Origin of the sequence: Chryseobacterium metallicongregator (assembly GCF_031324065.1) — a bacterium.
In the GTDB taxonomy this organism is placed as follows: domain Bacteria; phylum Bacteroidota; class Bacteroidia; order Flavobacteriales; family Weeksellaceae; genus Chryseobacterium; species Chryseobacterium metallicongregator.
Map to the genome: position 1 here is coordinate 417,344 of NZ_JAVIXS010000006.1, position 26,123 is coordinate 443,466.

Here is a 26,123-nt window from a genome sequence, read left to right on the forward strand (position 1 = left end):
CCTTTGTTCAAAAATAATTATAGAGAATTCCTTATGATTAAATTAGAAGCATTTTCAATTCTCCCTTCTTTTGTATTAAGAACCATTTCTGCCAAAATCTTTCCCATTTGCCAAAAATCTGTAGAAATTGTAGTAATGCCATTTTCTACAATACCTTTAAGAGGTGTTTCGTTGTAGGAGATAATACCGAAATCCTTTCTGATCTTTAGTTTCTGCTTTTTAGATTGCTTAATGACGTTTACTAAATGCTTGTCATCCGGAATGATGAATACATCTCCATTCAGTATTTCCCCATCCGTGAAATTACAGATAATCTCATGCTTCATTTTATACTGTTCACAAAAACTGGTAAATCCTTCTACCATACCTACAGGCTCTTTTTGTCCTGGGAAGATAAGAATTAATCTGTGATAGGCTTCAAGCTTAGTTTTCGCTTTTAATAATCCGCTGTACATGTCCTTTGCGAAATTCTGATGTACTGATGAATATTCTCTTAAAGATATATTGGTTTGATCCAATATGTAAACATCCTTCTTTGGAAGCATCTTAATAATGGGAGCTGTATCATTCATATTCCCAGGCATAATTATATATTTTGTGTAATTTCCATTGTTTTCTTCTATTAATTTTTTGAAGACATCAATATTGAAGTAGTGGAAAAATACATGAACATTCGCTCTTTGCTGTATCTCCTCCAAAAAGGAATAATAAAGGTTTTCTTTGAAAGCATTCAGTTCATCAAACAGTAAAAAGATGCGCTCTTCAAAATTCCAATCAGTACTTTTTATATAGTATCCTTTGCCCAAAATAGCATTTACTATTCCTTTCTTTTTCAGTATTTCGTAGGCATATAAGACAGTATCTCTAGAAACACCGAATTCCATACACACTTTATTGATGGAAGGTAACTTGTCATTTTTTTTTAATAGTTGTTGGGCAAGAGCTTGTTCAATGGAATTTATAATCTGTTGGTATTTAGGAATAACTGAATCAGGGATTATTTTAATAATCTTCATAACATTGCCAATTTTTTAAACTAGTAGTAAATATACAAAAACTGGTAGGAACAAGTATGGTTGTGTTTTCTAAATTTATACATTTGATAATATAAGGGTTTCTTTTATGTGATTTTGGTGTAAAAAAACAAATTTCATTCTAAATGATATATCAGGATTACTAACCTGTTAAATACTTTATGGTACATGTAAGTGCTGAAAAAGTATAGAAATCTATGATAAACTTACTATAAAAATTTTTAAGCGTGGGAAAACTATCGACACTTGATTTTGTTATATTTCTAATTTATTTTTTTGTTGTAACAGTATATGGCCTATGGATATACAATCGGAAAAAATCAAAAACTACAGGAAGTAAAGATTATTTCCTTGCAGAAGGTTCACTAACATGGTGGGCAATCGGAGCGAGTTTGATCGCATCTAATATTTCAGCAGAACAATTTATTGGGATGAGTGGAGAAGGTTTTTTCACAGGAGTAGCTGTTGCCGCTTACGAATGGCTGGCTGCAATTGCACTTATAATTATTGCAGTATGGTTTATTCCTATTTATCTCAAAAATAAGATTTATACGATGCCTCAGTTTTTGGAAACAAGATATAATAAGGCTGTTTCTCTTATTATGGCAGTCTTTTGGCTATTTTTATATGTAATTGTTAATCTTACTTCCATTCTTTATTTAGGAGCTGTAGCTATTGATTCACTGCTTGGTGGAGGCCATCTGCATATCATTATGGTTGCCCTTTTACTAACGGCTTTGGTTATTGGATTAGGTGGAATGAAAGTCATTGGTTACACGGATGTTATTCAAGTGGCAGTTCTTATTATTGGTGGCTTTGCTACAGTTTATATGGCATTACAGGTTGTGGATCAAAGAATTAATGGTGCTGCTGTTGGAAATGCTTTAACGGGCTTAAATACCCTTTTGAAAGAAGCTCCGGAACATTTCAACCTCATTCTAAATAAACCACAAATTACCACAACTACTTTATCAATGTCAGAAAATTTAGCGGTACGGAAATATGTAGTTTTGCCAGGTTTAGCAATGTATTTTGCTGGACAATGGATTGTACAACTTAATTATTGGGGATGTAACCAATACATTACCCAAAGGGCATTAGGGGCAGATTTAAAAACAGCAAGAACAGGAATTTTATTTGCAGGATTTTTAAAACTTTTTATGCCAGTAATTGTTGTGCTTCCTGGGATTGCGGCTTATGTACTCTATACAAAAGGCCATTTGTCAAATTTTAATGGAGTAAAAGATGGTGCTTATTCTGCAATACTAGGCTTGCTGCCATCTGGACTTAAAGGTCTTGCGGTTGCGGCTTTAACAGCTGCAATAGTAGCATCACTTGCCGGAAAAGTAAACAGTATATCAACCATTTTTACTTTAGATATTTATAAAAAATATTTAAAAACGAATACATCTGAAACGCAATTGGTAAGAACAGGACGTTGGGCAATTATAGTGGCAATGCTTATTGCTTTGGTATTTACATGGACAGATATTTTGGGAATTGGTGGCGAAGGCGGTTTCACATTTATACAAAAATATACGGGTTTTATTAGTCCGGGTGTATTTGCTATGTTTATTTTAGGGATGTTTTGGAAAAGAACTACCGGAACCGCTGCTATAGTTGGAGTTATTCTTGGTTTTTTATTATCTATATTTTTTAACAGTTTTGCAGTTGAACTATTTGGAAAAGAAACATGGATGTATACAGCATTTACTTATGAAAAATTGGAAAATGGTGTGGTGAAAACCATTACAGAGATTCCTTTCCTGATCAATATGGGGTGGTCATTTTTCATTACTGTAGTTGTAATGGTTCTCTTAAGTGTCTTTGGTCCAAAAGTAAATCCAAAAGCTTTTGTTACAGACAAAAATATGTTCAATGTGGACAATAGAACATTATTCCTGATCGTCATTATTTTATTACTTCTGACTGCTGTTTATGTACGTTTTTGGTAATAGAAATAATTTTGAGTTTTGCATTTGAAAAATTTTAACAAGTTTCATAATATTTAAATATTTTTTCAACTGGTGGTAAAGTTGAAAAAACCGGTGGTAGCCAGTATGGCAGCATCAGGTAAATTTATAAATTTGTTTTAATACATAATTAACTTTAATAGCTAATACAACATATACAATGAAGTTTATTAAAAACATAATTTTAGCCTTTTTTTTAGTAGGAACAACTGTGGTAAATGCCCAGCAAAAACCTATTAAATATGAGTCTTTCAAAATTGAAAATGGAGAATTTAAATTGAACGGGCAGCCAATTAAATTGCATTCAGGAGAGATTCATTACGCCAGAATTCCTCAGGCTTATTGGAGACATCGGTTGAAAATGGTTAAAGCTATGGGTTTAAATACGATAGCGACTTATGTTTTTTGGAATTATCATGAAATAGCTCCTGGAAAATGGGATTTTCAAAATGGAAACAAAAACTTACCTGAATTTTTAAAAATAGCAAAAGAAGAAGGTTTAATGGTAATCCTTCGCCCTGGCCCTTATGTATGTGCAGAATGGGAGTTCGGAGGCTATCCCTGGTTTTTACAAAATGACAAGGATATGAAAATCAGAGAATATAATACTCCTTTTTTAAATTCGACAAAAGCATATTTCACAGAACTTTACAAGGTAGTAAAACCTTATCTGATTGTTAATGGAGGCCCGATTGTTATGGTTCAGGGAGAAAATGAATTCGGATCTTTTGTTAGTCAACGAGAAGACATTAAGCTGGAAGATCATAAAAAATACAGTTCTTCAGTATTTGATCAATTAAAAGAAGTTGGTTTCAAAGGAATGGAGTTTTTTACTTCAGATGGAGACTGGTTATTTGAAGGAGGCGCTTTGCCTGGTGCTTTGCCAACTGCAAATGGAGATGAAGACCCGGAAAATATTAAGAAAGAGGTGAAAAAATACCATAATGGGAAAGGTCCTTTTATGGTAGCAGAATACTATCCCGGATGGTTAGATCATTGGGCAGAACCTTTTCCCCGTAAAGCTGCGGAAAGAGTAAAAGGCCACATTGAAAAATTTATGAATAATGATATTTCCTTTAATATTTATATGGTGCATGGAGGAACTAACTTCGGATTTACCTCTGGAGCTAATTACGATAAAGATCACCATATACAGCCAAGTATGACCAGTTATGATTACGATGCTCCTATTACTGAGGCAGGTTGGGAAACCGAAAAGTATATGAAATTAAGAGAATTATTAAAAAATCCTTCTACACCTCCTGTTCCTTCAAGAATTCCAGTTATTAAGATTCCGGCTATTCAACTATCTCAGGCAATTGATTTGGAAGATTTAAAAAAGAATGTAAAACCAATAGTTAATGACAATCCTTTGACTTTTGAGCATTTAAATCAAGGGCATGGCTATGTTTGGTATAGCAAAAATTTTAATCAGCCAATTAAGGGGATCTTAAAAATTGATGGATTAAGAGATTATGCAATTGTGTATGTAAATGGAGAAAAAGTAGGAGAGCTTAACCGCTATTATAAAAAATATGAATGTAATGTTAACATACCCTTCAATGGAAAATTAGACATTATAGTAGAAAATATGGGGAGAATTAACTATGGCTCTGAGATTAATAAGAATACAAAAGGAATTATTTCTCCTGTATTTATTAATGACCGAAAAATAGCTGGAGATTGGGAAATGTATGGGCTTCCTTTTGAAAAGGCTCCGGTAATTGATACAAAACAAAAATCTGATGTAAAAGAGAACAGACCAGTTATCTATAAAGGAAATTTTAATGTATCACAGGTGGGAGACACTTTTTTAGATATGCGACCTTTCGGAAAAGGGATTGTATTTGTCAATGGAATTAATCTGGGAAGGTATTGGTCGGTAGGACCACAACAAACTCTGTATTTACCGGGATGTTACTTAAGAAAGGGTAATAATGAGATTGTTATTTTTGAACAGAAAAATAATAAACTTCAAAAAGAATTAAACACATTATCTGAACCTATTTTGGACAAATTAAACCCTGAAAACGGGTCAAACTGATATAAATAATAAGCTCAACATGAGTACTTCATTTAACAGCAAAAATCATCCACATAGAAGATTTAATCCTTTATTGGATGAATGGGTTTTGGTATCACCACAAAGGGCAAAACGGCCATGGCAAGGGCAACAGGAAGAACCATTAATAAGCGCTCAAAATCAATATGATCCGAAATGCTATTTATGTCCCGGAAATTCAAGAGCTAACGAGACCCAAAACCCTCGCTATGAAGGTGTATATGTATTCGATAATGATTTTGGAGCTTTATTGAAAGGAGAAATAGCCCCAGATAAAACGGAAGGTGAACTGGGTGAGTTATTTAAAATGGAACCTGAAAGAGGAATTAACCGGGTAATCTGTTTTTCACACGATCATTCATTGACTCTTCCTGAAATGTCTGTAGAAGCGATTACAAAAGTGGTGTCTGTCTGGAAAGATGAATATCAGAGTCTTGGGAAACTAGATTATATTAATCATGTTCAGATTTTTGAAAACAAAGGGTCTGTTATGGGCTGTAGTAATCCTCATCCTCATGGTCAGATTTGGGCGCAGGCATCCATTCCTTCTCAAGTGGTCAGAACACAGCAAAATTTGAAAAAATATTATTATCAACACGGAACAACTCTTTTGTATGATTATCTTCAGAAAGAAATTGAAAGTAAGGAGCGAATTGTTTTAGAAAATAAAGCTTTTGTGGCTTTGGTTCCATTTTGGGCAACCTGGCCCTATGAAACAATGATTATTAGTAAAAAACCTCTAAATAGTCTATTAGCCTTTTCAGATGAAGATCAGGTTTTATTTGCTCAAATGTTGAAAGATCTGACCACAAAATACGATAATATTTTCTCAATTTCTTTCCCTTATTCTGCCGGAATACATCAGGCTCCTACAGATTCAGAATCTCATGAAGAATGGCATTTTCATATGCATTTTTATCCTCCTTTGCTTCGTTCAGCTAGTGTGAAAAAATTCATGGTAGGATACGAAATGTTAGCAGAAGCCCAAAGAGATATTACTCCGGAACAAAGTGCCGAGATTCTTAAAAAAAGTTCAACAATTCATTATAAAAATAAATAAAATGGCTCTTAATAAAATAGGCTGTTTTATAAATTAGGTACCAATACATGTCAAATAATAAATATATTGATTCTTTAATTAATGAAGGTGATATTCCTCAATTTAGAGAGTTGTACGGACAAAATTCAGAATTATTACATCAGCAAGCAGTTCGGTATACCAAAGCATTATCTCGTTTCAGAGAAATTTTTGGAGAAAAAGAGGTTTCTGTTTTTAGTTCACCAGGACGAACCGAAATTGGAGGTAATCACACAGATCATAATCATGGTCGCGTATTAGCGAGTGCCATAAACTTAGATAATATAGCCGTTGCTGCTAAAAATAACTCCAATATAATCAGGATTGAATCTTCAGGTTATCAATCATTTGAAATAGATTTGGACCACCTTATTCCCAATGAGAAGGAATTTTTAACCTCAAATGCCCTTGTTCGTGGAATTAATGCTCGATTAAAAGAATTGGGCTATAAAATAGGAGGATTCGATGCTGTAATTGATGGGTGTGTTCCTAAAGGTTCCGGATTAAGTTCATCAGCATCATTTGAGGTTTTAATTGGTGCAATTGTAAGTCATTTATTCAATGATGGTAATATAGATCCCATATTAAATGCCCGGATTGGACAATATGCAGAAAATGTTTTCTTTGGAAAACCTTGCGGGTTAATGGATCAGGTAGCTTGTGCAGTAGGAGGTTTGGTAATCATTGACTTTGCAGACGTAACCAATCCTATTGTTAAAAAAGTAGATTTTGATTTTGAATCTACTGGTTTTTCTTTAGTGATTACAGATACTCGGGGTGATCATACCAATTTGAATGATGAATATGCTGTTTTACCTAAAGAGATGAAAGACGTTGCAGCCCATTTAGGATGTAGTGTACTGAGAGAAACGACTCTGGAAAAAGTAATGGATATTGCTCCTTCTATCCGTAAAAAAGTAGGAGATCGGGCTATTTTAAGAGCCATTCATTTTGAATGTGAAAATGAACGCGTAGTAGATGAAGTAACAGCATTAGAGAATAATGATTTCCAAAAATTTTTACACTTGGTAATAGATTCAGGACATAGTTCGTATATGTACAATCAAAATGTTTATGTATCAAATAATATACATGAACAAGCCGTTTCATTAGGGTTGGCTTACAGCGAATTAGTACTGAAAGGTGCTGGAGCATGGCGTGTGCATGGTGGAGGATTTGCAGGAACAATACAAGCTTTTGTCCCTGAAAATTTGCTTGAAAAATATACCACAACTTTAAATCATTTATTTGGAGTGGGTTCTTGTCATCCTTTATTCATAAGACAAAAAGGAGTTGTTAAATTAGACCTTTAAAAAATGGGTGTTATCAATGAAGTGACTTTTAATACAGTTCACAACCATCAAAAAGTCCGGTTATTCACGTTGAAAAATAATAATGGGATGATTGTACAAGTAACTAATTATGGGGCAATTATAGTGAGTATTAATGTTAAAGATAAAGACGGAAAACTGGCAGATGTAGTGCAGGGATATGAAACAGCACAAGAATACATAGACAATAATGAATTTTATCAAGGGGCCATTTGTGGGAGATGTGCTAATCGTATCAGGAAAGGAAAATTCACATTAAACAGAAAAGAATACTCATTAACAGTTAATAATGAGGATAATCATTTGCATGGTGGACTGAAGGGTTTTGATAAAAAAGTATGGGATGTTAAAGAGTCTTCTGCCTCGAAAGTGAGTTTTCAATACACTTCTCCTGACGGGGAAGAAGGCTACCCTGGTACTGTATCTGTAACGGTAACTTATTCCATTAGTGAAAATAATGAATTACAGTTAGATTATTCAGGGACAACAGACCAGGAAACTATACTCAATCTGGTGAACCATTCTTATTTTAACTTGGCAGGGGAGGGCAGTGGAACAATAAATAACCATCAATTGCAGATTGAGGCTGATTTTTATACTCCTCTTACAAAAAACCTTGAACCGACAGGTGAAATTTTAACTGTAAAAAATACCCCGTTTGATTTTACCTCCTTAACAGGTATTGGAGACAGAATTGATATGGATCATGATCAACTTACGATTGGAAAAGGATATGATCATAATTTTGTTTTAAAGCACCGTATGCATCATTTAGATTTAGTAGCTACTGTTATAGAGCCACGGTCCGGTAGAAAAATGGAAGTATTTACCACTATGCAGGGTTTGCAGTTATATACTGCCAATTGGATAAAAAATATAAAAGGAAAAGAAGATCACCTGTACCAGGAAAGAGAGGCATTTTGTTTGGAAACACAGAATTTTCCAGATGCAATTAACCAATCCCATTTTCCATCACCAATACTAACTCCTAAAGATGTATATAAACATTCAACTATATACAAATTCTCAGTTTATTAATATCCAATTAGGTATAACAGTTTATAAATCCCAGGCTTAGAAATTACTGAAAATAAGTTATGTATTAAAAACAAAAAAACCTCTAAAATAAATTAGAGGTTTTGAAGTGGTTTCTCCAGGAATATTCCTTTATTCTGATTTTCAATGATTTAAAACTTTGTTTACTTGTAGGAGGGACAAAGTAGAGACAGAAATTAATAAATAAAATCTTTTTTGCCGATATTTGTTTAACTCTGTTTAGTAAACTATGAAAGCAAAGATAAACAATTTTTACAATTTTCTTAATGAACTTCGATATAGGTTTCAAAACATTTTAATGTCAAATCCTGAAAGCCTCAATGAAGATATTTCTGTTCTGGAATCCATATATTCATTCAATAAAGAGCAATTTCCATTTGATATTAAAACCGTCTTTGAGGGATTATACACAGAAAATCCCGATAAAATGGAATTGATTTTTTGGGACAAACTCAAAGAATCTTACTACAATTACGAGCAGTTTATAGAATTAGATTATCAATATTTTAAAAATCCAGATTTCCCTGAAAAATTTCAAAACCTATTCTATCACAGTAAACTTCTATCATATAACTATTTTGCCTATGTTTCCCGTATCTACTATTGGTATTATGGTAGGAAAAATAAAAATAGGGGTGAAAAAGAAAAGATTACAGTAAGATTTTTAGATGATTATAGTAAGAGAATCCCCGACTTATCTGAAGATGGTGCTATGCAAAAAATTCAAAATTACTTTTCTCTTAATTTTGAAATGTTAGAAAATTATATGAAATACATTTACGCAAAAAATGATTTTCAACTTGAAGTTGTTGAACTCCAAATGTCTGATAATAGCATTGTAAATAAAGAATTGGAAAAGTTAGCTGGTGAATATTATTCAAAATTAGAAGAACTTGCAAACTACAAAGACAATATCACAAAATTGGTGATGAATCTGAGATTTGAATATCCTGATTTTTTACGTAGTGAAGGAATATTTGCGAAAAAAATTGTTAGAGGTCAAGAGCCTATAAAACTTCTCCATCCAGAAAATGTTTTTGATTCGCTCTCTCCATATATTCACGAAGAATTTAATGAATCCTTTAGAAAACTAATTTTTGGTGAATTGACTAATGTAGACAAAGAAATTGCTTTTAGAGGAAGTTCTAATATGCTTGTGTATTTTTTTAAACAACGTTATGATGATGGTCATCTAATTGCTGATAGTAAAGAGCAGGTTTCGGAATGGATAATCAAAAATTTTATGTTTTACGATGTAGAAGATTATAAAAAGTTTAAAAAAGATACTATTCAAAAAACTTTAATGAGAGATTGTAAGCCTCCCAAAAAAGAGATTAAGTATCTAATTTAATTTTTTGATGTCCCTTTTTTGTCCCTATTTAAGTACAGGCATTGATTGAGGATAATCGACTAAAGTATTTTTGTGCTATAATTTAAAAACGACAATATTATGCAACAACAAAAATTTTTAGAGATTATCACTCAATTAGCGAGTGCCTTTCCGTCAGAAAACAAAACAGATGAGAAATTAGATTTATTACTTTCAAAATTGGAAAGTAAAGACAAAAATTCTGTGGAATCAGAAAAAGACGAACATCTTTTAATTTCTGAGGTCTGCGAACTTACTAAAAAGAAAAGAACAACCATTTGGCTTTGGCGTAAAAAGGGGTTATTAACACCAGTTGGTCAATCTGGCAAAAGTCCTATTTACAGGAAAAGTGATGTCTTGAATTATATTTATAATTCTGAAAAAACAGAGTAAACAGTAATTTTATCAATTAAAAGAGAAAGAAAAAATGTAATATCTTGAAAGAAGATTTTCTTTTTCTGCACCTTCCTACAAATACCTAAAAATTTTATCGAACGATTTTAAGCATTGGCAACACCTGTGTCGGTTGTTGCTATTGCTTGAAGTCTATTTATTAACCTTTCCTTATTCCTGTAATGGTTTGAGGATTAAATCTATATAAATGATACATAGTATTAAAAAAGATGAAATGATGGCACTTTTGCCAAGCTCTGTCAACTATGAGCATATCGAAAACTCTGGAAGAGAGAAGATTGAAAAATTTGACATGAATATTATTAAATTTATTTTGCATTCAATTGTCTTTAAATCCGTTGCTTTTAAAGGTAATACGGAAGTTATTAATTATTTTGATCAAAGTTATCTATCCCGTGACTATTGGGTTGAAGCAATTGATACGGGTTATTCTAAATATATTAACCTTTTAAGAGACGAAAAAATAATCTATCGAACCCCTTATCAAGAAAATAAATGCTTTGGCTATGGTTTGATTGTTCCGTATCGTTATTCCAGAATCAATGTAGAAGTGATTCAAATAAAAGGTATTCATGAATATCAAAATAAAAAGTTCAATTCAAGTTACACGAAGAAATATGAAAAGCCGTTGAGCGATTTTTTTGTTAACACTGATTTTGCAATTGATAGCGATAAGACCGAAGCCGATTTGTTTGATAGGTATTTTGAGTTAGCTAATTATCCGCTTAAAAAGTCGCACGAAAAACCTATTGCGATTGATTTGAAGTCGTACAGCAGTTATCTTATGGCTTTGAAGAAGATGGCTCAATTCATGAATGGAGAATATATTTTTTCCAGAGGTACAACCAGCTTGAAAAACAAGAAAACAGGAAAAAAAGATTATAAAACAAAAGGTAGACTATATACTTCTTTTTCTTTTCTCAATAAGGAGATCAGGCAAAACCTTATCTACAAAGGGGGAAAACTAATTGAAATTGATTTGAAGAATTGTGTACCATACCTTCTCTCTAATCTTTTCAGTGTAACCAACATTAGGATGACCTCCAAGAGGGTTAACCGTTTACAAGATAGTCTTTCTATTTATATGTGTTCAGAAGACTTGAAAACCCTTATGGATAGGGAGGTTGAAGACTTCAAAATTTTATGCATTGAAGGCACTGTCTACAATGTATTTATTGAGCCTTTGAAGGAAAAATATTCTGAAAGATGGTGTGAAATGTTTATGATGTATTTTGGTAAAAGATATGTTGAAAGTTACGAGCATGACAGAGCTTTAGCTAAGCAATTGTTTATCATGATGCTATTTGGTAGAATTAGTCAATTTACAGAGGTTCAACAAGTATTTGCGGAGAGGTTTCCTATATTGTACGATATTGTGACCACAAAGAAAAGACAAAATTATAAAGCAGTGGCAAAATCACTTTTTGACTTAGAGGCTAGCCTTATGATTGACCAAGTGGCTAAACCGCTTGTCAAAAATTACAAAAGGAAGATACCTGTTTTTAGTGTCCACGACTGCATAGCTACCACGGAGGAAAATATTCCCGTTGTCATAGAGCAAATAGAGTCTGTGTTTTACAGTAATTTCGGGAATACGCCAAGAATTTCAGTTGATTAAAATATGTGCCTTTGCTTAGGAGGTTGTATTAAGTGTTTTAAGATGGTTTTTAGCGTGTTTTATTGTGTCAGGTGGTGTATTGTCATTCTGGAACTTTGGCATGATTTTTGATGTGTATTAAACAGCTTGAATAAACACTATCTCTGTTAGATGAGGTAGTGTTTTTCTTTAGTAAGAAAATCAAAGCATTAGAAACCAAATTAAAAATATTAAAAAATGAAAAATATAATCTTGTCTGCTATTTCAATTAATTCAGAATAGCTGTAATTGAAATAATCTCATAAATCATTTTGAGTATCCCCAAATACGTCGTAGGTAAAAACCTAGGGTGGTATTGTCACGTCTAAACTTTAACAAATAAATATTTTATCATGAAAGATTTTAACAACAACAAAATTAAAAACAACAACAAAAACATGAACACAGTTGATAACAAAAAACTTAAACAAGAGTTAATACTGGCTGAAATCGCCTATCAGCTTGAATTTGAGAAAAAGCAGAAGAGTGAAGCAAAAGACTTGTATTTTGAAATGGACTGCGAAGAGCAAATATGGGTATATAAAGACTCTAAAATAGTAGCTGATATTTATAATGATGGAGAATGGGAAAACAAAATTAATGTTACAATAAATATTAACCCTTATTCTAATGTTACATTTAAGAAAATTGAAAAGAAACTCCGTGATTTTCTATTCAATGAATGGACTAGAGAGCAATATGAAAAGCTTGAAATTAGTGAGTCATGCCTAAGTAAAGATCTTGAACACTGGAAAGATCAGCAATAAAAATATTAATCCACAATGGAAATTCCTTTTTTTTAGGTTATAGGGATTTCCATTGTTAAAAATGTGAGCATGTTTAAAATATACAATAATTCAGCTGATAAAAATGTGGTAGCAGAGTTTTCCGATGTAGGAGAATTGCTGGATTATATTCAGAATCCAGACAGAAGAAATGCGAAATTCATTGAAGAATTGAGGAAATGTGATTCAGAAGCAGTCTTACATAGGTTGCGTGATAAATTGGAAGTGTGTAATTTTAATTCCTTGAATCCAGTTTCAAACAAAAATGAGGGTGGCACATTTCTAAGCGGATACTTTTATTATGAGATAAAAGATAGCAATGATTTTGACTATGATGTTACCCATGTTAAAGCATTTTGGAGTACCATTAATGGAAAAGGATGCTGTATTTTGGTGGAAGTAGAGAATATCCCTGAAGAAGAACTGGAAAATGCATATAAATGGGTGGCGGGTAAGGTTGGAGTACCAGAAAAAGACTGTCTTGTCCTGAAATAGCTTTACATTAAGCTACTTAAAATGACAAAAAAATCAAAACTGACACCACGTTCCAGTCCATTAAGCAAGGAGCCTTATAAAAGACGGGAAGAATCGGAGATCATCAGGATACTTACAGAAATAGACAAAGGTCTTATCAGCAAACTTGGAGCCTGTAAAAAGTATGGGCTCAACAGGAATACATTACGCCTTTGGATCACCAAACTATCCATTCGTACCTTAGAGGGTAAAATCCCTAATACATTCTTTACTGAAATGGACGAAAACAGCAAGAATAAGGCTCTTGAGAAAAGGATTCATGAATTATCCAAATCTTTGGAATATGCAAAACTGAAAATTGCAGGTTTGGAAACAATGATTAAAGTTGCAGAAGAAGATTTGAAAATCAAAATAGGAAAAAAGTCTGGTACCAAACCGCCAAAAGATTAAGGCAAATTTATCCCAATAAGTCTCTCGGGGAGATTTGTGCGCTGTTTGGTGTCACACGACAAGCCTATTACGAGGCTCAGCAAAGAGAGAAACAAACCAGTATAGCCCATATGATTGTGCTATGTTTGGTGAAAGAATTTCGTGATGAGATGCCTATGCTGGGTACAAGAAAACTTTTATCTAAGCTTTCTCCTCATCTTGAAGAACACGGAATAAAAATGGGTCGGGATCAATTGTTTGCATTATTACGATTCCACGGTCTGCTCATTCGAAGACGTAAGAGGATGGTAAAAACAACAGATTCACACCATTGGCTAAAAAAGTATCCAAACCTAGTTAAAGACCTTGCTTTACAGGCTTCAGAACAATTATGGGTGAGTGATATAACTTACATCCGAACTTTGGAAGGATTTAGCTATTTAAGCTTAATTACAGATGCTTATTCCAGGAAAATTGTTGGTCATGCACTACATCCAACACTGGAAGCAGCAGGATGTATAGAAGCACTAATAATGGCTGTAGCAGAGAGAAAAATGGAATCTAACTTTACCCTTATCCATCATTCTGACAGGGGCATACAGTATTGTTCCAGTGGATATATTGAAATTCTTCAGAGTGAAAATATTGCCATCAGCATGACACAAACAGGAAGTCCTTATGAAAACGCTTTAGCAGAGAGAATGAATGGAATCATAAAAAATGAGTTTTTTCCCAAACGGATTTATCAGAATCATAAGGAAGCAAAGAAAGCTATTGACAGAATAGTATACATCTATAATAATAGCCGCCCACATTCAAGTTTGGATTATTTGACACCGAATAAAGCCCATGATGCTATTGGAGCGCTAAAAAAGCGATGGAAACAGTATAAAAGAAATCCAGCTGCAAAATAGTCGGAAAAAACATCATTTATTGCTTATTATTGTATAATGAATTTGCAAATAACTAAACAATACTGTAAAGTAAAAATAGAATTAATGTTAAATCTTGTAAGGTAAATTCAGGACGAGACAGACTATTTAAACACCAATTTGATGGAAGCAGTACCTGTTTGTCATGATATGCAGGCGCATTGCAATGATGATGCGACAGCATTATCTTTTGAAACAAAAAACCTCGAAGCTAAAATAGACTTGCAACCCAATTTTTTCCCCCAATTCGATGGACATAGTAATATATACTACCGAAATGGGGGAAAAAATAAGAGTCCATTCACTTATGTAGATGAAGTATGTGCTTTTATAAACTTTAATGATAAAGCAAATTGAGATTTGTATTTTAAAGGCGTCTTAAAGCGTTTTTTAAGGCTGTTTTTAAGACTTTTGGGGGCTTTGTAGTAATTTATACCTCGATTTGATTTAAAGCCATTTTTAAGGCATTTAAAAAGGTTTATTTGACGGCGTATTATATCAATAAACTCACATATAGCTTTTGAATTACTACATCATTATTTACAGAGCTATAACAATCAGTACTTTGCCACACCTCTAGGTGAGTGTGTGGTAGAAGAAATAGCAATGAAAAATTATAAGCTAAGAGGAACAATTGAGCCAGTAGAAAATAAATCGAGAAGATTTTATTTTGAAGATCCAAAAATGTCAGCTTCAGAAAAGAAAAGACTGGCTAATGAGGTTTTAGCAAATGAGAGAATTGAAAAAATACGTCAGGAGCTTTTAAAATACCTTGAAAATTGGAATTATGAAACCTATCCTAAAATTACCCAGGCTAGCTTACGGAAAAATCGCTTTAAAACGTCTTTTAAGGCTATTTTTAAGACTTTTAAGGGTTTTATGCTAACTTATATCCCGATTTAATTCAAAGTCATTTTTAAGGTGTTTAAAAAGGTTTATTTTATGGCGTTTGATTAATAATACCAGAATTTATCAATCTAATTACAGCAAAAAAAGAAATACATAACTTTTTTTATTAAAAATGTCAGTAATTTTTATTGAAAAAGTGAAAACAGCATTTTTTTTAGTAATAATTGCTATAAAACCAGATCTATAATTGATATAATAATTAATAATGTATAGTAATAATATATAAATGTATTAATAGTAAAATAGTAATTTATTCCTTTATGTTGCAGAAAATCTGGAAAAGCCTTTCTAGTAAGGGTTTGTGGTGATGTTAAATCAACTTGTAAAATCTTCAAAAAATGGGGCAGATTCGAAGTAAAAGGAGGCTTAAAGTTTTGATTAGTGCTTCTCTCTAGGAATTTATTGGCAAAATAATCAGCAAAGAGTGCAGGAGTGAGATTCTTAGTGGCGATATTATAGCTACAAACAGGCATTTAGAGGCTGTAAAGAGCTGTTTTAATAATGTTTATTGTTTGAATGGTATATGGGGTCATTTTCCGATAATTCTGTAAAATAAAGGACTTGTATGAGTCTTAATTTGCCAGAAGATATGATTGAAAAAAAGCGCTTATTGAATTGAAAAAAACACAAGCGTATTTTACTCATACCTGTATACTTTCATGTAGATTGTATAGAATATGTAGTATATGATGAAGTAGTACATAAGTTTGAATGAGTCCTTTATGTTGCAGAATTTGCCTTAAATCCTTTTCATTACAGAATCAGAAGGAGTTTTTGAATATACTAATCTTACCAATTTACACAATATCACTGGAATTTACAAAAAAACACTGAAATATTATTTTAAAGAATTTGTAATGGAGATATGAATATTTAGAATTACCTTAAATCGAGCATGAAATTTCAACAATAAGTCATAGGTGGTCAATTTCGTCAGGAATACAATTAGTAGTATCACTTTTGCAAGCTTCTGTACCTTGTTAAAAACACAAAACCCACCGCAATTGCGATGGGTATGTTATTGTTAGCTAAACTAAAGTCTTCTATGTTAGTGTTTTATTCAATATTTTCTCCTGAATTTATTACATAAGAAGAATCTCCTTTTATTTGATAGAGTTTTTTTGAATGTAGGCTACCATCAATATTATGAAATTCAAAATATCCAGTTTTTAGTTTACTTTGATAACATTCTTGTGGATCATAAGATTTTTTAAATCTATATACTCCTTTAGAAAAAAGTTTATGTGTTTTTTTCTCTTCTACAATTTCAGTACCATAAAAATAATTACTTTTTGAACTATCTATTATTATAAAGGTGTCAAAATGGTCATTATAAATATCGTTGTTTTTTTCTTTATAAACGTAAATTGTATCTATAAACTGATCTCTTTTAAACTTTCCATCTGCTTTAATAAAGCCATTTTTATCATAAATACTATAAGATAAATCGCTCTCTTTTGTGCAGGATTTTATAAGAAAAATAGAAAACATTAGTAATAAAAAACGTACTTGATAATTCATTCTACAATGCAATTTTAGTGTTATATACAGTATCATTTACAATAATATATTCTGTCTTTTCAATAATAGTTCCTGTCATATCAAAGGTATTATGAATACCGAATGGTTGTATGCTCTGTAATGCTTTTCTAAAATCCGAGTTTCTTTTATATCTATATGATCCCATAAGCTTAGCTCCTCTTTCAAAAATAATGTATTCTGTTCCATAAAAATAAGAACCTTTCATGCTGTCTATACTAATAGAATCTTTAAATGGAAGATTTGGATTTTTGTTATAAACAATAGCTCCTGTAAAATAATCTTTATAAAAATTCAAATTCATTACAGCCTTTTCATTTTTATCAAAAAACGTAATTTTAGTAGTATCTGTTTTTTTATTTAAAACATAATTAAGCTTTCCGTTTGGATAATATATTTTTTGAGATACTTCTTTTTTACACCCAAAAAAAATGAACAAACTACATAAAATAATATATTTCATAATCTATTTCCTTAATTGCTTATTCCAGTAATTATTAGAGTCTTTAATTGCTTTATTTAATGAATCTACTGTTCCTTTACTCAGTCCTTCTCCTCTTACATTTTTATATTTTAAACCAAATGGAGATCCATCATTATGACGTAAAACTCCAGTAGCTTGCCTATCCCAAATGCCAAATGTATCTGATTTTACAGGCTCTGATCCTGATAAAGTTCCAATAGGATTTCCAATGCCTTCTACATCAAGACCAAATTGGATAGCTGCATCTCCAAGACTTTTACGATCAAGCCTTGTATTTCTGCCATAAAACATAAATATCTGTTGGAACATATCGTTAGTTTCCAGCTTATCTCCAGGTAAAACTTTTTTCATAGTGTTAGGATCTGTTTCATTGGCACCACCTGTAAAAATCTGGAATGTCTCTTGAGTCCATGTTGTCCAGGAACCACCTATAGACATTGGCAGTGCATCTACAATTGCATTCATTGAAGCTAGATCATCTGCGCCAAGCTTTGTTATAGTACCACCCTCATTTAATTGTGCATAAGCAGATTCTGCTCCCCCGTCAACGCTCACATTTGCAAGGACTGTCCCATTTTTAGCAAATCCATCTACACCTTTTATTTTTTGCGCCTGTTCTACAGTAGTTACATTTGCATCATATCTCCAGACTCCATCCTGTCTAATCCAATCAGTTGCCTGCCTTCCATCAGGATCTATAAAATTAACAGGGTTACTAAAGGCATAATTATAGGGGCTATGTCTTGTCATTTTTTCCGCCAGTGGATCAATTACTCCCCATCTACCAAGATCACTCATATACATTCTTGCTCCAAAATCGCTCCATCCAGTTTCCTGTAGTTCTTTACCTCCGAATTTATAGTTATAATAGCCTCCAAAGTTTGAACGTGAAGATCCTCCTATATGGTTTAATCCAAATGGATAATAATTATTGGTATCTATAGATTCCAGCACTCCTGCATTACTTTTAGCAAAACTTACTCTTACGTTTCCTAAATGATCCTTGTAGTTGTAAATATAGCGGTTTTCTGCGAAACTGTAAAATCCTTCTGCGGTAGGCACAAATTCTAATTTCCACTCAGCTGTAGGAGGAAACAGTGGTGGTCTTTTGGAATAAGCCTGTACTTCAAATGCAGTTTCTGTTTTACAGGTCAGACATGTTCCTCCGTTATCATCATATGAATATTGGAAGCCATCCAGATAGTCTGTCATACGGCTTGTAGGAAGTCCCATATAAAACTGCTGTAAAACTGTTTTACGAAGCTTTACCCCATCAGCACGGTACAGATGTGATATTCCTGTATTGATAGGTCTGTCCATATAATCGAAATTCTGGATTGAAATACTGTTAGGCAGATTAAGGTAATTGTAAGCAATGGATTGAATCCCTTTATCCTTCATATCAGTCATATTGCCATTAAGATCATAAGCAATGATATTGTTTCCTCCTTCATATCCAGCATTATTTTTTGAGTGTTCTATCACCTGGTTCAGACGGTTTCCTGTGTACTTGTATTCAAGATCATCTACCTGAGTGGCTGTAGTTCCTGATACAGGATAAGCATTTCTTTTCAGGGTCATGATATTTCCATTCAGATCATAAGTCAGATGTTCATTAAAGTTGTTATTAAACGGGGTGGTAGTTCCTGGTTCTGTATAAATAGCATCTTTCAGCCTGTTAAGAGGATCATAAGTGTAAGAATATCTTTTCAAAACATCTTCTGAAGCATTTCTCCAATCTACTTCTGCAATATTTCCATTATACCTTCCTGGAGCTAAGTTGGTGTACTGGGGGTTAGTATACCTGATTTCATACCCAAAGAGTTTTCCGTTTAAAGAAGCTGGATCATTGATTTTGGTAAGCCATCCACGGATATTGTACTTGTAATCTATAGATTGCAGAGGATTTGCCAGATCTGTTCCTCCCACTTTTTTATTGGTAATCTGGGAAATTTCGTTATATGTATTTTGCGTAAGAATTTCTGTTGGATTGCTATCTACCTGATGCTTATGAGAAAGTAGTCTGTTCTGGTGATCATACTCAAATGTTTCTGTAATTACTTTTTCCGTATCAGTATCTAATCTTTTATGTCTGGTAATAGCCAGCTTGGTAACCCCTGCAAAATCCAGTTTGGATTCTGTGTGGGTATATCCTCCCACATAATTGATAGAGTGGCTTCCAATAGCTCTTCCTTTCCTGTCATAATAGGTATAGTCTTTTGTCCAGCTGTCGTCTTCAATGTTTTTTACAAAACTCATGACGGGCATACCTTTGGTGCTCCTTCCGTCAGCTGTAGGAGTTTCAGTAAGTACAGGTTCTCCCTGAATAGCCAAAGGGAATGCAGGATTAAAGCTGTAGACAGGATAAGAGTCGTAATAATTTACAGATAATAAAGCCACCCATTTAGAGGCATGAGGATAAGAAACACCTGGATCATAAAAAACATCCATTCCCTGTCTGTTAAAGACCACAGAATTTGTCCGTGTCATATTTCCTGAATCATTAGCCAATAGCTGTTCTGTATTTCTTTCTCCTCCTGTAGAAAGTCCTGTCACAGCAACTCTTCCAAACTGATCATATTTGGTATACAGCCATTGTCCTTTTACTCTTAATTCAGCATCCTGAGTTCCAACCAGCCTGTCTGCTTTATCATACACCATGTATTCCCAGCCTTTACCTGGAATTTTTTTTTCTACCTGGCGGTTTTTGCCATCATATTTATACTGATAGCATAAGTCATTAAGTACAGTATTGGGATTAGTCTCTATTGATGCTTTAGGAGGAATAACAAATGCCAGCTGATCATATTCATTATAAAGGTAATAGGTATCTGCATTCTCTGTAGCACTCATTACTTTTCTTACCAACAGCAACTGTCCTTTACCATTTTTAAATTCTATGGTTTTATTGTTATCTTCATCAGTTAGTGTATTTTTATACAATTTGGCTTCTTCATACATTGTAATGTTACTGATCTCTGATAATGTAGCGTTATTGACCCAGGTTGTAGTAACGGTAAACTTTTTAACCTTGTCTAATGTAGAATTGACATCATATCCAAACTTTACAGATTTTCCATTCCACTCATTACCTACCTGTTTCTGTTCCAGAATCCTGTCCAAAGGTGAGTTTTCCAAGACTTTTTCAGAATAGATCTTTTCATTGCCATAAAGGCTACTGGATAGATTACTTAAAGGGTTAGGAGTAATAGCTCCGTTTAAAGTGCTCCCTTGTGGAACAGGAAGATAGTCTTTTACCTGTCTTCCAAAAGGGTCATATTCAATAGGAGTCACCACATCTTTTCCTAATGGTGATGCTTTTACATTGACTATTTGCTTAGCTCTTCCCAGCCCGTCAAAATACTGGACAGTTTCCATGGATTTTGTAGCGGTAGTGCCATTATAATCAAGATATGTTTTACTCTGGATATAGTTTTCTGTATTAGGAAGGGTTGTTAGCTGTGCCTGCAGAGTACTTGCTATAAACAAAGCACTTATTGGTATTATTATTTTTCTCATTGTGTTTAGTTTTTATAGTTATACTTCATTTCCTTCACTATCTGACCATTTACATCAACTACTTTCTGAAGCCTACCTGCAGAATCATAAATGTAGTTTTCTCTGATTCCTGACGGTGGGGTAATACTTCTTACTCCAATTAAAGGATCATAGGTATAGGTAGTAATCTGATAGTTTGGCAGAGCGTTTTTAAAGGTATTCAGCACTGATAAAAATGCGGACTCATCATTGTTAGCCATAGCAGAAGCATCTGTATTGGAAGCTGTAACAATGGAATCAATCAGCGACTGTGAAATATCTGTTAATTTAGCTCCTTCTATCTTGGCTATGGGCTGGGTATTTTTATAACCCCAGATAATGGACGTAGTTAATCCATTTTTATCTGTATACTGAGTTAGGTTTCCACTATCATACTGATCATATGTAATTTCAGTTGTGGCAATTCCTAGAAGATCCTCTTTTATAATTGAACTTGGATATAAGTGAGAAGGATTGTCATATTTTATTTCATGCTTACTGATGATCTTTCCATTTTTCTTCACTTGAGTTTCTACTGGCTCACTAATAATATTAGCAAGGATCAGTTTATTGATTTGTTTATCTGTAGGGTATTTAAAGTTAACCTCCATGAGTTCATTATCAGAATATTTTATATTCTTATTTGCCAGGAAACAAAGGCTGTTAAATGCATTGTTTTCCAGCGAACTTACTGTCGTGTTATTCATATAGTCCTTTACTGTCGAATCATTCATAAACACATAATCTCCAGTAAACTTGCTGACCTCATAGCTGATCTCACTAACTTCAGAGTTTTCTGCAAGGAATACATCTTTTGAATTAACTCCCAAAGAGTAGACAGTAGCAGGAGTAAATCCCGAAGGATTGATCTGGTAATGGTTATCTATTTCTTTTAGAAGTATTCCGTTATTATCTTTCTCTTTAACATTTAGAATAAGTCCTCTTAGATAACTTTTGTCTGGATGATGAATAGTAGGAGCAGACCATGTATCATATTTTGAAAAATATGGAGAAAAATACAGAGGATCGAGAGTAAAACCTCCATTACTTGTACCTGCATTTTTCCATGTTTTTCCTACTTTGTTATCATCAGGATGAGTGGAGAATGCACTTAATGTATATTCTTTTATACCTTTTCCATCAGTCTCAGCCACTACTCTTGAATATCTGATCAGATCATCTGTGTACATGTATTTGGGACTAGAATATATAACCATATATCGGCTTCTGTTCCCATTATTTTCATTTACTGTGATCTTTTGAATTTCAGACAGCCTTCCTGCTCCATTATTATTGAAGGATGCAGCTACTTGCAGAAGTTCTGGATGAATTTCTCCACTGGTCTGTCCATTAGCAAGGAGGTACTTATAAGTAGTAGTAATTGCTTGGGATTGGCTATTTTCTTTTTTAACGATATTCTTAATACGAAGTCCGCCTGTTTTATTATTGGTAATATAAGATGCTCCACCTGTATTAAAGTCGTTCAGTTCATATTCGTAAGATATACTGCCTTTTGTGGGATAAACAATCTTGGTTAATACTGCTGCTTTTGATCTGTTTTCAGAAGGTCTTCTATTGGCGCCAGCATAATTCCAGCCATAGGATGCGCTTATTACCTCGGGAACTAAGGTCATAGCAGTATTATCATTGAAGTATCCCCAGAAATCCTGCTGAAAAGCGTTTCGTGAAGGAAGGCTCTCTGTCATGTTGTATTCAAAATCTGTCGAAGCAATCTGATCATTTGACGTTCCGATAGATTTAAGACTACCAAGTTTTAATCTTTTACATTTATAATCATTGCATGATCCCGTAAAATAAGACTGAACAAATTCCATTTTTGAGATTCTATTGTTATTAAAATCATACTTTTCTACCGATGATAGACTTTTTCTCTTGCTGTTTCCATTCTGGCTTTGGTCAATATCCTGTCTTTCAAGACCATTGTAAAAAAGACTGATCTTATTTTGATCTGACGTTGTGATTACAGAAATTCTTTTTGGTGACTTGAGTCTAAAGTCTGTATTTCTTGGAACTTCACGTTCTGTAAAGCCTGGATCTCCTGAAAATATAAAATAGTTTGGGGGATTTGCTGTATAACTACCTCCAGGAAAGAATTTTTGCTTTATAAAAGATTTTTCATTGTAAATAAGATCTGGTAAAGTTTCATAGGCATAGTTCATATAATCTCCACTTATACCTTCCATTTTACTTACATACCATTTAGAAGTGTATTCATTAGCGTCAATCCCTTCATTTCTGTCAGGGGTATTTAGCCCCCAACTGTCATCATGTTCTGGGGTTGTTTCCGTTTCGCTATACAGCCTTTCTGTATATTCAGGGGTATTTGGAAGTGTGTAAACGATCCCTTCGGGGGTAGTGATCACCCATTTGTTGTCTGTAGAGCCAAAAGGTGCTTTTATTTTTAATCCTGGTATGTGTGGTATGGTAACGGGGTTTCTGTCTCCATCAAAAATAAATTTGCCTGAGTATTTTCCTACCTTAAAATAGAATTCATCAGGTTCACCATCAACATTAAGAATCTGCCAGCCTACTCCAAGCATAGCCGCTAAATCAGCAATAAGGTATCCATCTGATATATTGGGAGCAGGCCCACCAACGGGCTGAGCGAGAAGTGAACGGAATTTATCGACATTAATACCATTTTTAATATTTATAGCAAGCCCTTGCAATGCACCACCAAGTGATTGATTATTATAAGGCTTTTCAGCCATAATGAAAGTTCCGTTATAAGGTGTTGCAAAAATTTTAGGGTTCCAGTTGGCATAGTCCAGCCAGCCATTAATACTTTTCTGGTTATTGGGCATTGGAGTACTTATGGTGCCTGCGACCCCTACGGCTGCATTCGTGTATATAGTAATATCATCAGGAAAACCATTGACTTTACGGCTAATATATCCACCAGCTTCAATTTCCCATCCCAATCCTGCATCTGAAGCGATATCATTTACTCTTATTCCTTTACCTTTGTCATATATTAAGGATACATTTTCACTTAATGACTTTGTTGAGATATCAGCAATAGCTATTGATGGTCTTACAATTCCTGTACTCAAATCAACCTGCTGATCAGAAATTTTGAATTGAGTTAGTCCGCTGGTCTCTGGTTTGCTTACATTAGGTCTGTTAGCATTAATGGTTTGCATGTCAAGCCAATAGGTCTGCGCATTAAATTGGATAGTGCTTGCAGATAAAAATGATAAAATTAATGCAACTTTTATTTTTTCTTTCTTCATAGTTATTTCTTAATTAGTTTGGCATTGGCGGTTTTATTAGTATCAGTTTTAATGGTCACCAGATAAGCTCCCTGGACTAGGTTTTGGGTATTGATTTTGGTAACTCTGTTTTTAGTTGTAAGGCTTTGTAGCTGTCTTCCAGACATATCATACAATAGAATATCTGCATTTTTGAATTCATATCCTATTTCTACATAAGCATAATCAGATACTGGATTCGGATAGATCTTGATGTCAGACTTTTCAATCAGATCATTTACCTGCTTATCTCCAAGCTTTACAATCTTCCAGTTTTCTTTTCCCAGTTCTTCTGCGCTCGTACCTGCAATTAAAATCGAACCGTCTTTATTAAGCTTCAGGTCAGATAATCTCTCTTCTTTTTTTCTGGATTCTCCTGTTATATGCTTTCTCCACTGTTCATTTCCATTCTGGTCAAGGTATAGCATCCAGAAGGTTTCATCATCGGTTTGTATTCTGCCTTCAGCCTGAGTGTAGCCACCTAATAATACGCCTTTAGATAACTTATCATCCGAAGACTGAATCACGCTCATTCCCATCAGAATATCCCTGTTTCCAAAGCTGTAGGATTTCTGCCAGATTTCCTCACCTTTGTTATTTAAAGATATGAGCCATAGGTCTGTACCTTCTTCAATTCCTACCGTTTTATTACCTGATCTTTCGGATCTTGATTCTCCACCTATGAGGTATCCAGATGAAGTTAAAGCCAAAGTTCTTACATGATCATCGCCTTTGCCTCCGAAGTTTTTCTCCCACTGAACTTTTCCGTCTTTTGAGAGTTTTACGATCCAGTAATCTCCTTCACCGTAGTTTTCTGTTTTCTTAGAACCACTTATAGAACTTCTGGAATATATTCCCAATATTGCCCCGCCATCACGGGTTGGAATCATCTTCTCTACTTCGTCTTGCCCACGTCCTCCAAATGTTTGCTCGGACAGAACCTTTCCGTCTTTGTCTAGCCTTATGACAAGCACATCTTTAGAGCCGTAGCCTTTAGAATCCTGAGCCTGTCGAAGGGTCTGGATAGTCCCTGCTACAATAAATCCCTGGTCTGTTGTTTGAATCACTGCTCTTGCCTCTTCATCTGCTGAAGTTCCTATGGTCTTTTGAAAGAGCTCGTCTCCAAATTCGTTAATTCTTATGAGCCAAATGTCCGCACCGCCTTTGGAATCATCTTTTTTATCCAGTCCCTTGCCTGAATAGGAAGTGCCTGAAATAAGGAATCCTCCGTCCTGGGTGGTAACTGTTGAAGACAGGTAGTCGTGATTGTTTCCAGAAAAGTACTTTTCCCATATGGGGTTTCCTTCTTGGTTAAGTTTAATCAAGTGAAAATCATAGCCGTTGTTCTGCTTACTCCCTGCTTTGGGTGGCTGTATAGAGCTTCCTGTGATCAGGTACTGACCATCAATAGTGGTTGTAATCTGGCTTAAAAAATCCTGGGTGGTGGATTTGATGTCCCGTTGCCAGAGAGTTTGTTGGGCGGACATTGTGAGGGAGGTGCATAAGGTAAATGCACTGAAGTACAGTTTTGTCATCCTTTGTTGTTTAATGTTAATTTAAAAAATTGCGCAAATATAAAGATATTATTATTGATCTTTCTTTGTTTTCAAAGATATACTCTGAAAGCGTCAAAACTTGACGTGTTATAAATTATTTTTATTAAATAAGCTTTTAATTCTAGTTGTGAGAAGTTTTAAAATATACATGAAGTAATAGCTACTGCCTGCGTATAATATAAGCAGTGCGGACACTATCAATAAAAATAGGATATCATCCCAAATGCTGTATGGTTTAAATTTGATTGCTGGA

General features: G+C 33.8%; 20 protein-coding genes. 14 read left to right on the forward strand and 6 right to left on the reverse strand.

What is annotated here, in order from left to right; translation table 11 throughout:
- Positions 1-17 precede the first annotated feature (17 nt).
- Complete coding sequence (locus REB14_RS10440) at positions 18-1,016, reverse strand: GntR family transcriptional regulator (protein ID WP_079242751.1); 999 nt, start codon at positions 1,014-1,016, stop codon at positions 18-20.
- A 245-nt stretch (positions 1,017-1,261) separates the two neighbouring features.
- Here REB14_RS10440 and REB14_RS10445 point away from each other — a divergent pair, with 245 nt between their 5' ends.
- The 14 genes from REB14_RS10445 (at position 1,262) to REB14_RS10510 (ending at position 15,476) form a co-directional block, all read left to right on the forward strand.
- A complete protein-coding gene (locus REB14_RS10445; protein WP_079242750.1) occupies positions 1,262-2,989 on the forward strand; it encodes a sodium:solute symporter family transporter in 1,728 nt (575 codons plus the stop codon).
- A 178-nt stretch (positions 2,990-3,167) separates the two neighbouring features.
- Positions 3,168-5,051 (forward strand): beta-galactosidase, encoded by a 1,884-nt coding sequence (locus REB14_RS10450; RefSeq protein WP_309522126.1) that lies wholly within the window; start codon positions 3,168-3,170, stop codon positions 5,049-5,051.
- A gap of 19 nt (positions 5,052-5,070) precedes the next feature.
- Complete coding sequence (locus REB14_RS10455; RefSeq protein ID WP_079242748.1) at positions 5,071-6,129, forward strand: UDP-glucose--hexose-1-phosphate uridylyltransferase; 1,059 nt, start codon at positions 5,071-5,073, stop codon at positions 6,127-6,129.
- 47 nt (positions 6,130-6,176) lie between these two features.
- Positions 6,177-7,460 (forward strand): galactokinase, encoded by a 1,284-nt coding sequence (locus REB14_RS10460; RefSeq protein WP_079242747.1) that lies wholly within the window; start codon positions 6,177-6,179, stop codon positions 7,458-7,460.
- A 3-nt stretch (positions 7,461-7,463) separates the two neighbouring features.
- A complete protein-coding gene (locus tag REB14_RS10465; RefSeq protein ID WP_309522127.1) occupies positions 7,464-8,516 on the forward strand; it encodes an aldose epimerase family protein in 1,053 nt (350 codons plus the stop codon).
- 316 nt (positions 8,517-8,832) lie between these two features.
- Positions 8,833-9,885, forward strand: a complete 1,053-nt coding sequence (locus REB14_RS10470; protein WP_309522128.1) for a hypothetical protein — start codon at positions 8,833-8,835, stop codon at positions 9,883-9,885.
- A 99-nt stretch (positions 9,886-9,984) separates the two neighbouring features.
- Positions 9,985-10,296: a helix-turn-helix transcriptional regulator gene (locus REB14_RS10475; RefSeq protein WP_309522129.1), complete on the forward strand. Its 312-nt coding sequence runs from the start codon at positions 9,985-9,987 to the stop codon at positions 10,294-10,296.
- A 208-nt stretch (positions 10,297-10,504) separates the two neighbouring features.
- Complete coding sequence (locus tag REB14_RS10480; RefSeq protein ID WP_309522130.1) at positions 10,505-11,935, forward strand: hypothetical protein; 1,431 nt, start codon at positions 10,505-10,507, stop codon at positions 11,933-11,935.
- A gap of 371 nt (positions 11,936-12,306) precedes the next feature.
- Positions 12,307-12,720: a hypothetical protein gene (locus tag REB14_RS10485; RefSeq protein WP_309522131.1), complete on the forward strand. Its 414-nt coding sequence runs from the start codon at positions 12,307-12,309 to the stop codon at positions 12,718-12,720.
- Between the two features lie 69 nt (positions 12,721-12,789).
- Positions 12,790-13,233, forward strand: coding sequence for a hypothetical protein (locus REB14_RS10490; RefSeq protein WP_309522132.1), 444 nt, complete (start codon positions 12,790-12,792; stop codon positions 13,231-13,233).
- A 21-nt stretch (positions 13,234-13,254) separates the two neighbouring features.
- A complete protein-coding gene (locus REB14_RS10495; protein ID WP_309522133.1) occupies positions 13,255-13,662 on the forward strand; it encodes a hypothetical protein in 408 nt (135 codons plus the stop codon).
- A 5-nt stretch (positions 13,663-13,667) separates the two neighbouring features.
- On the forward strand, positions 13,668-14,555 hold the full coding sequence (locus REB14_RS10500) for an IS3 family transposase (RefSeq protein ID WP_309522255.1): 888 nt from the start codon (positions 13,668-13,670) through the stop codon (positions 14,553-14,555).
- Positions 14,556-14,696: 141 nt separating this feature from the next.
- Complete coding sequence (locus REB14_RS10505; protein ID WP_309522134.1) at positions 14,697-14,930, forward strand: hypothetical protein; 234 nt, start codon at positions 14,697-14,699, stop codon at positions 14,928-14,930.
- A 249-nt stretch (positions 14,931-15,179) separates the two neighbouring features.
- Positions 15,180-15,476 (forward strand): hypothetical protein, encoded by a 297-nt coding sequence (locus REB14_RS10510; RefSeq protein ID WP_309522135.1) that lies wholly within the window; start codon positions 15,180-15,182, stop codon positions 15,474-15,476.
- Between the two features lie 1,062 nt (positions 15,477-16,538).
- On the opposite strand, the gene REB14_RS10515 is transcribed toward REB14_RS10510, so the two are convergent.
- The 5 genes from REB14_RS10515 to REB14_RS10535 are packed head-to-tail and all read right to left on the reverse strand — an operon-like array spanning position 16,539 to position 25,849.
- Positions 16,539-17,003 (reverse strand): hypothetical protein, encoded by a 465-nt coding sequence (locus REB14_RS10515; protein WP_309522136.1) that lies wholly within the window; start codon positions 17,001-17,003, stop codon positions 16,539-16,541.
- Position 17,004: 1 nt separating this feature from the next.
- The gene (locus REB14_RS10520; protein WP_309522137.1) at positions 17,005-17,484 is read right to left on the reverse strand and encodes a hypothetical protein; all 480 of its coding nucleotides are present in this window, start codon (positions 17,482-17,484) and stop codon (positions 17,005-17,007) included.
- A 3-nt stretch (positions 17,485-17,487) separates the two neighbouring features.
- The gene (locus REB14_RS10525) at positions 17,488-21,024 is read right to left on the reverse strand and encodes a DUF6443 domain-containing protein (protein ID WP_309522138.1); all 3,537 of its coding nucleotides are present in this window, start codon (positions 21,022-21,024) and stop codon (positions 17,488-17,490) included.
- 5 nt (positions 21,025-21,029) lie between these two features.
- Complete coding sequence (locus REB14_RS10530) at positions 21,030-24,296, reverse strand: hypothetical protein (protein ID WP_309522139.1); 3,267 nt, start codon at positions 24,294-24,296, stop codon at positions 21,030-21,032.
- Between the two features lie 2 nt (positions 24,297-24,298).
- Positions 24,299-25,849 (reverse strand): T9SS type A sorting domain-containing protein, encoded by a 1,551-nt coding sequence (locus REB14_RS10535; protein ID WP_309522140.1) that lies wholly within the window; start codon positions 25,847-25,849, stop codon positions 24,299-24,301.
- Positions 25,850-26,123 lie beyond the last annotated feature (274 nt).

Excerpts from the sequence above, each read along its gene's own strand:
- REB14_RS10475 (WP_309522129.1), top strand. The coding sequence starts at position 9,985 with ATGCAACAACAAAAATTTTTAGAGATTATCACTCAATTAGCGAGTGCC.
- REB14_RS10510 (WP_309522135.1), top strand. The coding sequence starts at position 15,180 with ATGAAAAATTATAAGCTAAGAGGAACAATTGAGCCAGTAGAAAATAAA.
- REB14_RS10465 (WP_309522127.1), top strand. The coding sequence starts at position 7,464 with ATGGGTGTTATCAATGAAGTGACTTTTAATACAGTTCACAACCATCAA.
- REB14_RS10515 (WP_309522136.1), bottom strand. The coding sequence starts at position 17,003 with ATGAATTATCAAGTACGTTTTTTATTACTAATGTTTTCTATTTTTCTT.
- REB14_RS10530 (WP_309522139.1), bottom strand. The coding sequence starts at position 24,296 with ATGAAGAAAGAAAAAATAAAAGTTGCATTAATTTTATCATTTTTATCT.
- REB14_RS10495 (WP_309522133.1), top strand. The coding sequence starts at position 13,255 with ATGACAAAAAAATCAAAACTGACACCACGTTCCAGTCCATTAAGCAAG.
- REB14_RS10505 (WP_309522134.1), top strand. The coding sequence starts at position 14,697 with ATGGAAGCAGTACCTGTTTGTCATGATATGCAGGCGCATTGCAATGAT.
- REB14_RS10455 (WP_079242748.1), top strand. The coding sequence starts at position 5,071 with ATGAGTACTTCATTTAACAGCAAAAATCATCCACATAGAAGATTTAAT.
- REB14_RS10480 (WP_309522130.1), top strand. The coding sequence starts at position 10,505 with ATGATACATAGTATTAAAAAAGATGAAATGATGGCACTTTTGCCAAGC.
- REB14_RS10460 (WP_079242747.1), top strand. The coding sequence starts at position 6,177 with ATGTCAAATAATAAATATATTGATTCTTTAATTAATGAAGGTGATATT.
- REB14_RS10440 (WP_079242751.1), bottom strand. The coding sequence starts at position 1,016 with ATGAAGATTATTAAAATAATCCCTGATTCAGTTATTCCTAAATACCAA.
- REB14_RS10470 (WP_309522128.1), top strand. The coding sequence starts at position 8,833 with ATGTCAAATCCTGAAAGCCTCAATGAAGATATTTCTGTTCTGGAATCC.
- REB14_RS10520 (WP_309522137.1), bottom strand. The coding sequence starts at position 17,484 with ATGAAATATATTATTTTATGTAGTTTGTTCATTTTTTTTGGGTGTAAA.
- REB14_RS10525 (WP_309522138.1), bottom strand. The coding sequence starts at position 21,024 with ATGAGAAAAATAATAATACCAATAAGTGCTTTGTTTATAGCAAGTACT.
- REB14_RS10450 (WP_309522126.1), top strand. The coding sequence starts at position 3,168 with ATGAAGTTTATTAAAAACATAATTTTAGCCTTTTTTTTAGTAGGAACA.
- REB14_RS10535 (WP_309522140.1), bottom strand. The coding sequence starts at position 25,849 with ATGACAAAACTGTACTTCAGTGCATTTACCTTATGCACCTCCCTCACA.
- REB14_RS10490 (WP_309522132.1), top strand. The coding sequence starts at position 12,790 with ATGTTTAAAATATACAATAATTCAGCTGATAAAAATGTGGTAGCAGAG.
- REB14_RS10485 (WP_309522131.1), top strand. The coding sequence starts at position 12,307 with ATGAAAGATTTTAACAACAACAAAATTAAAAACAACAACAAAAACATG.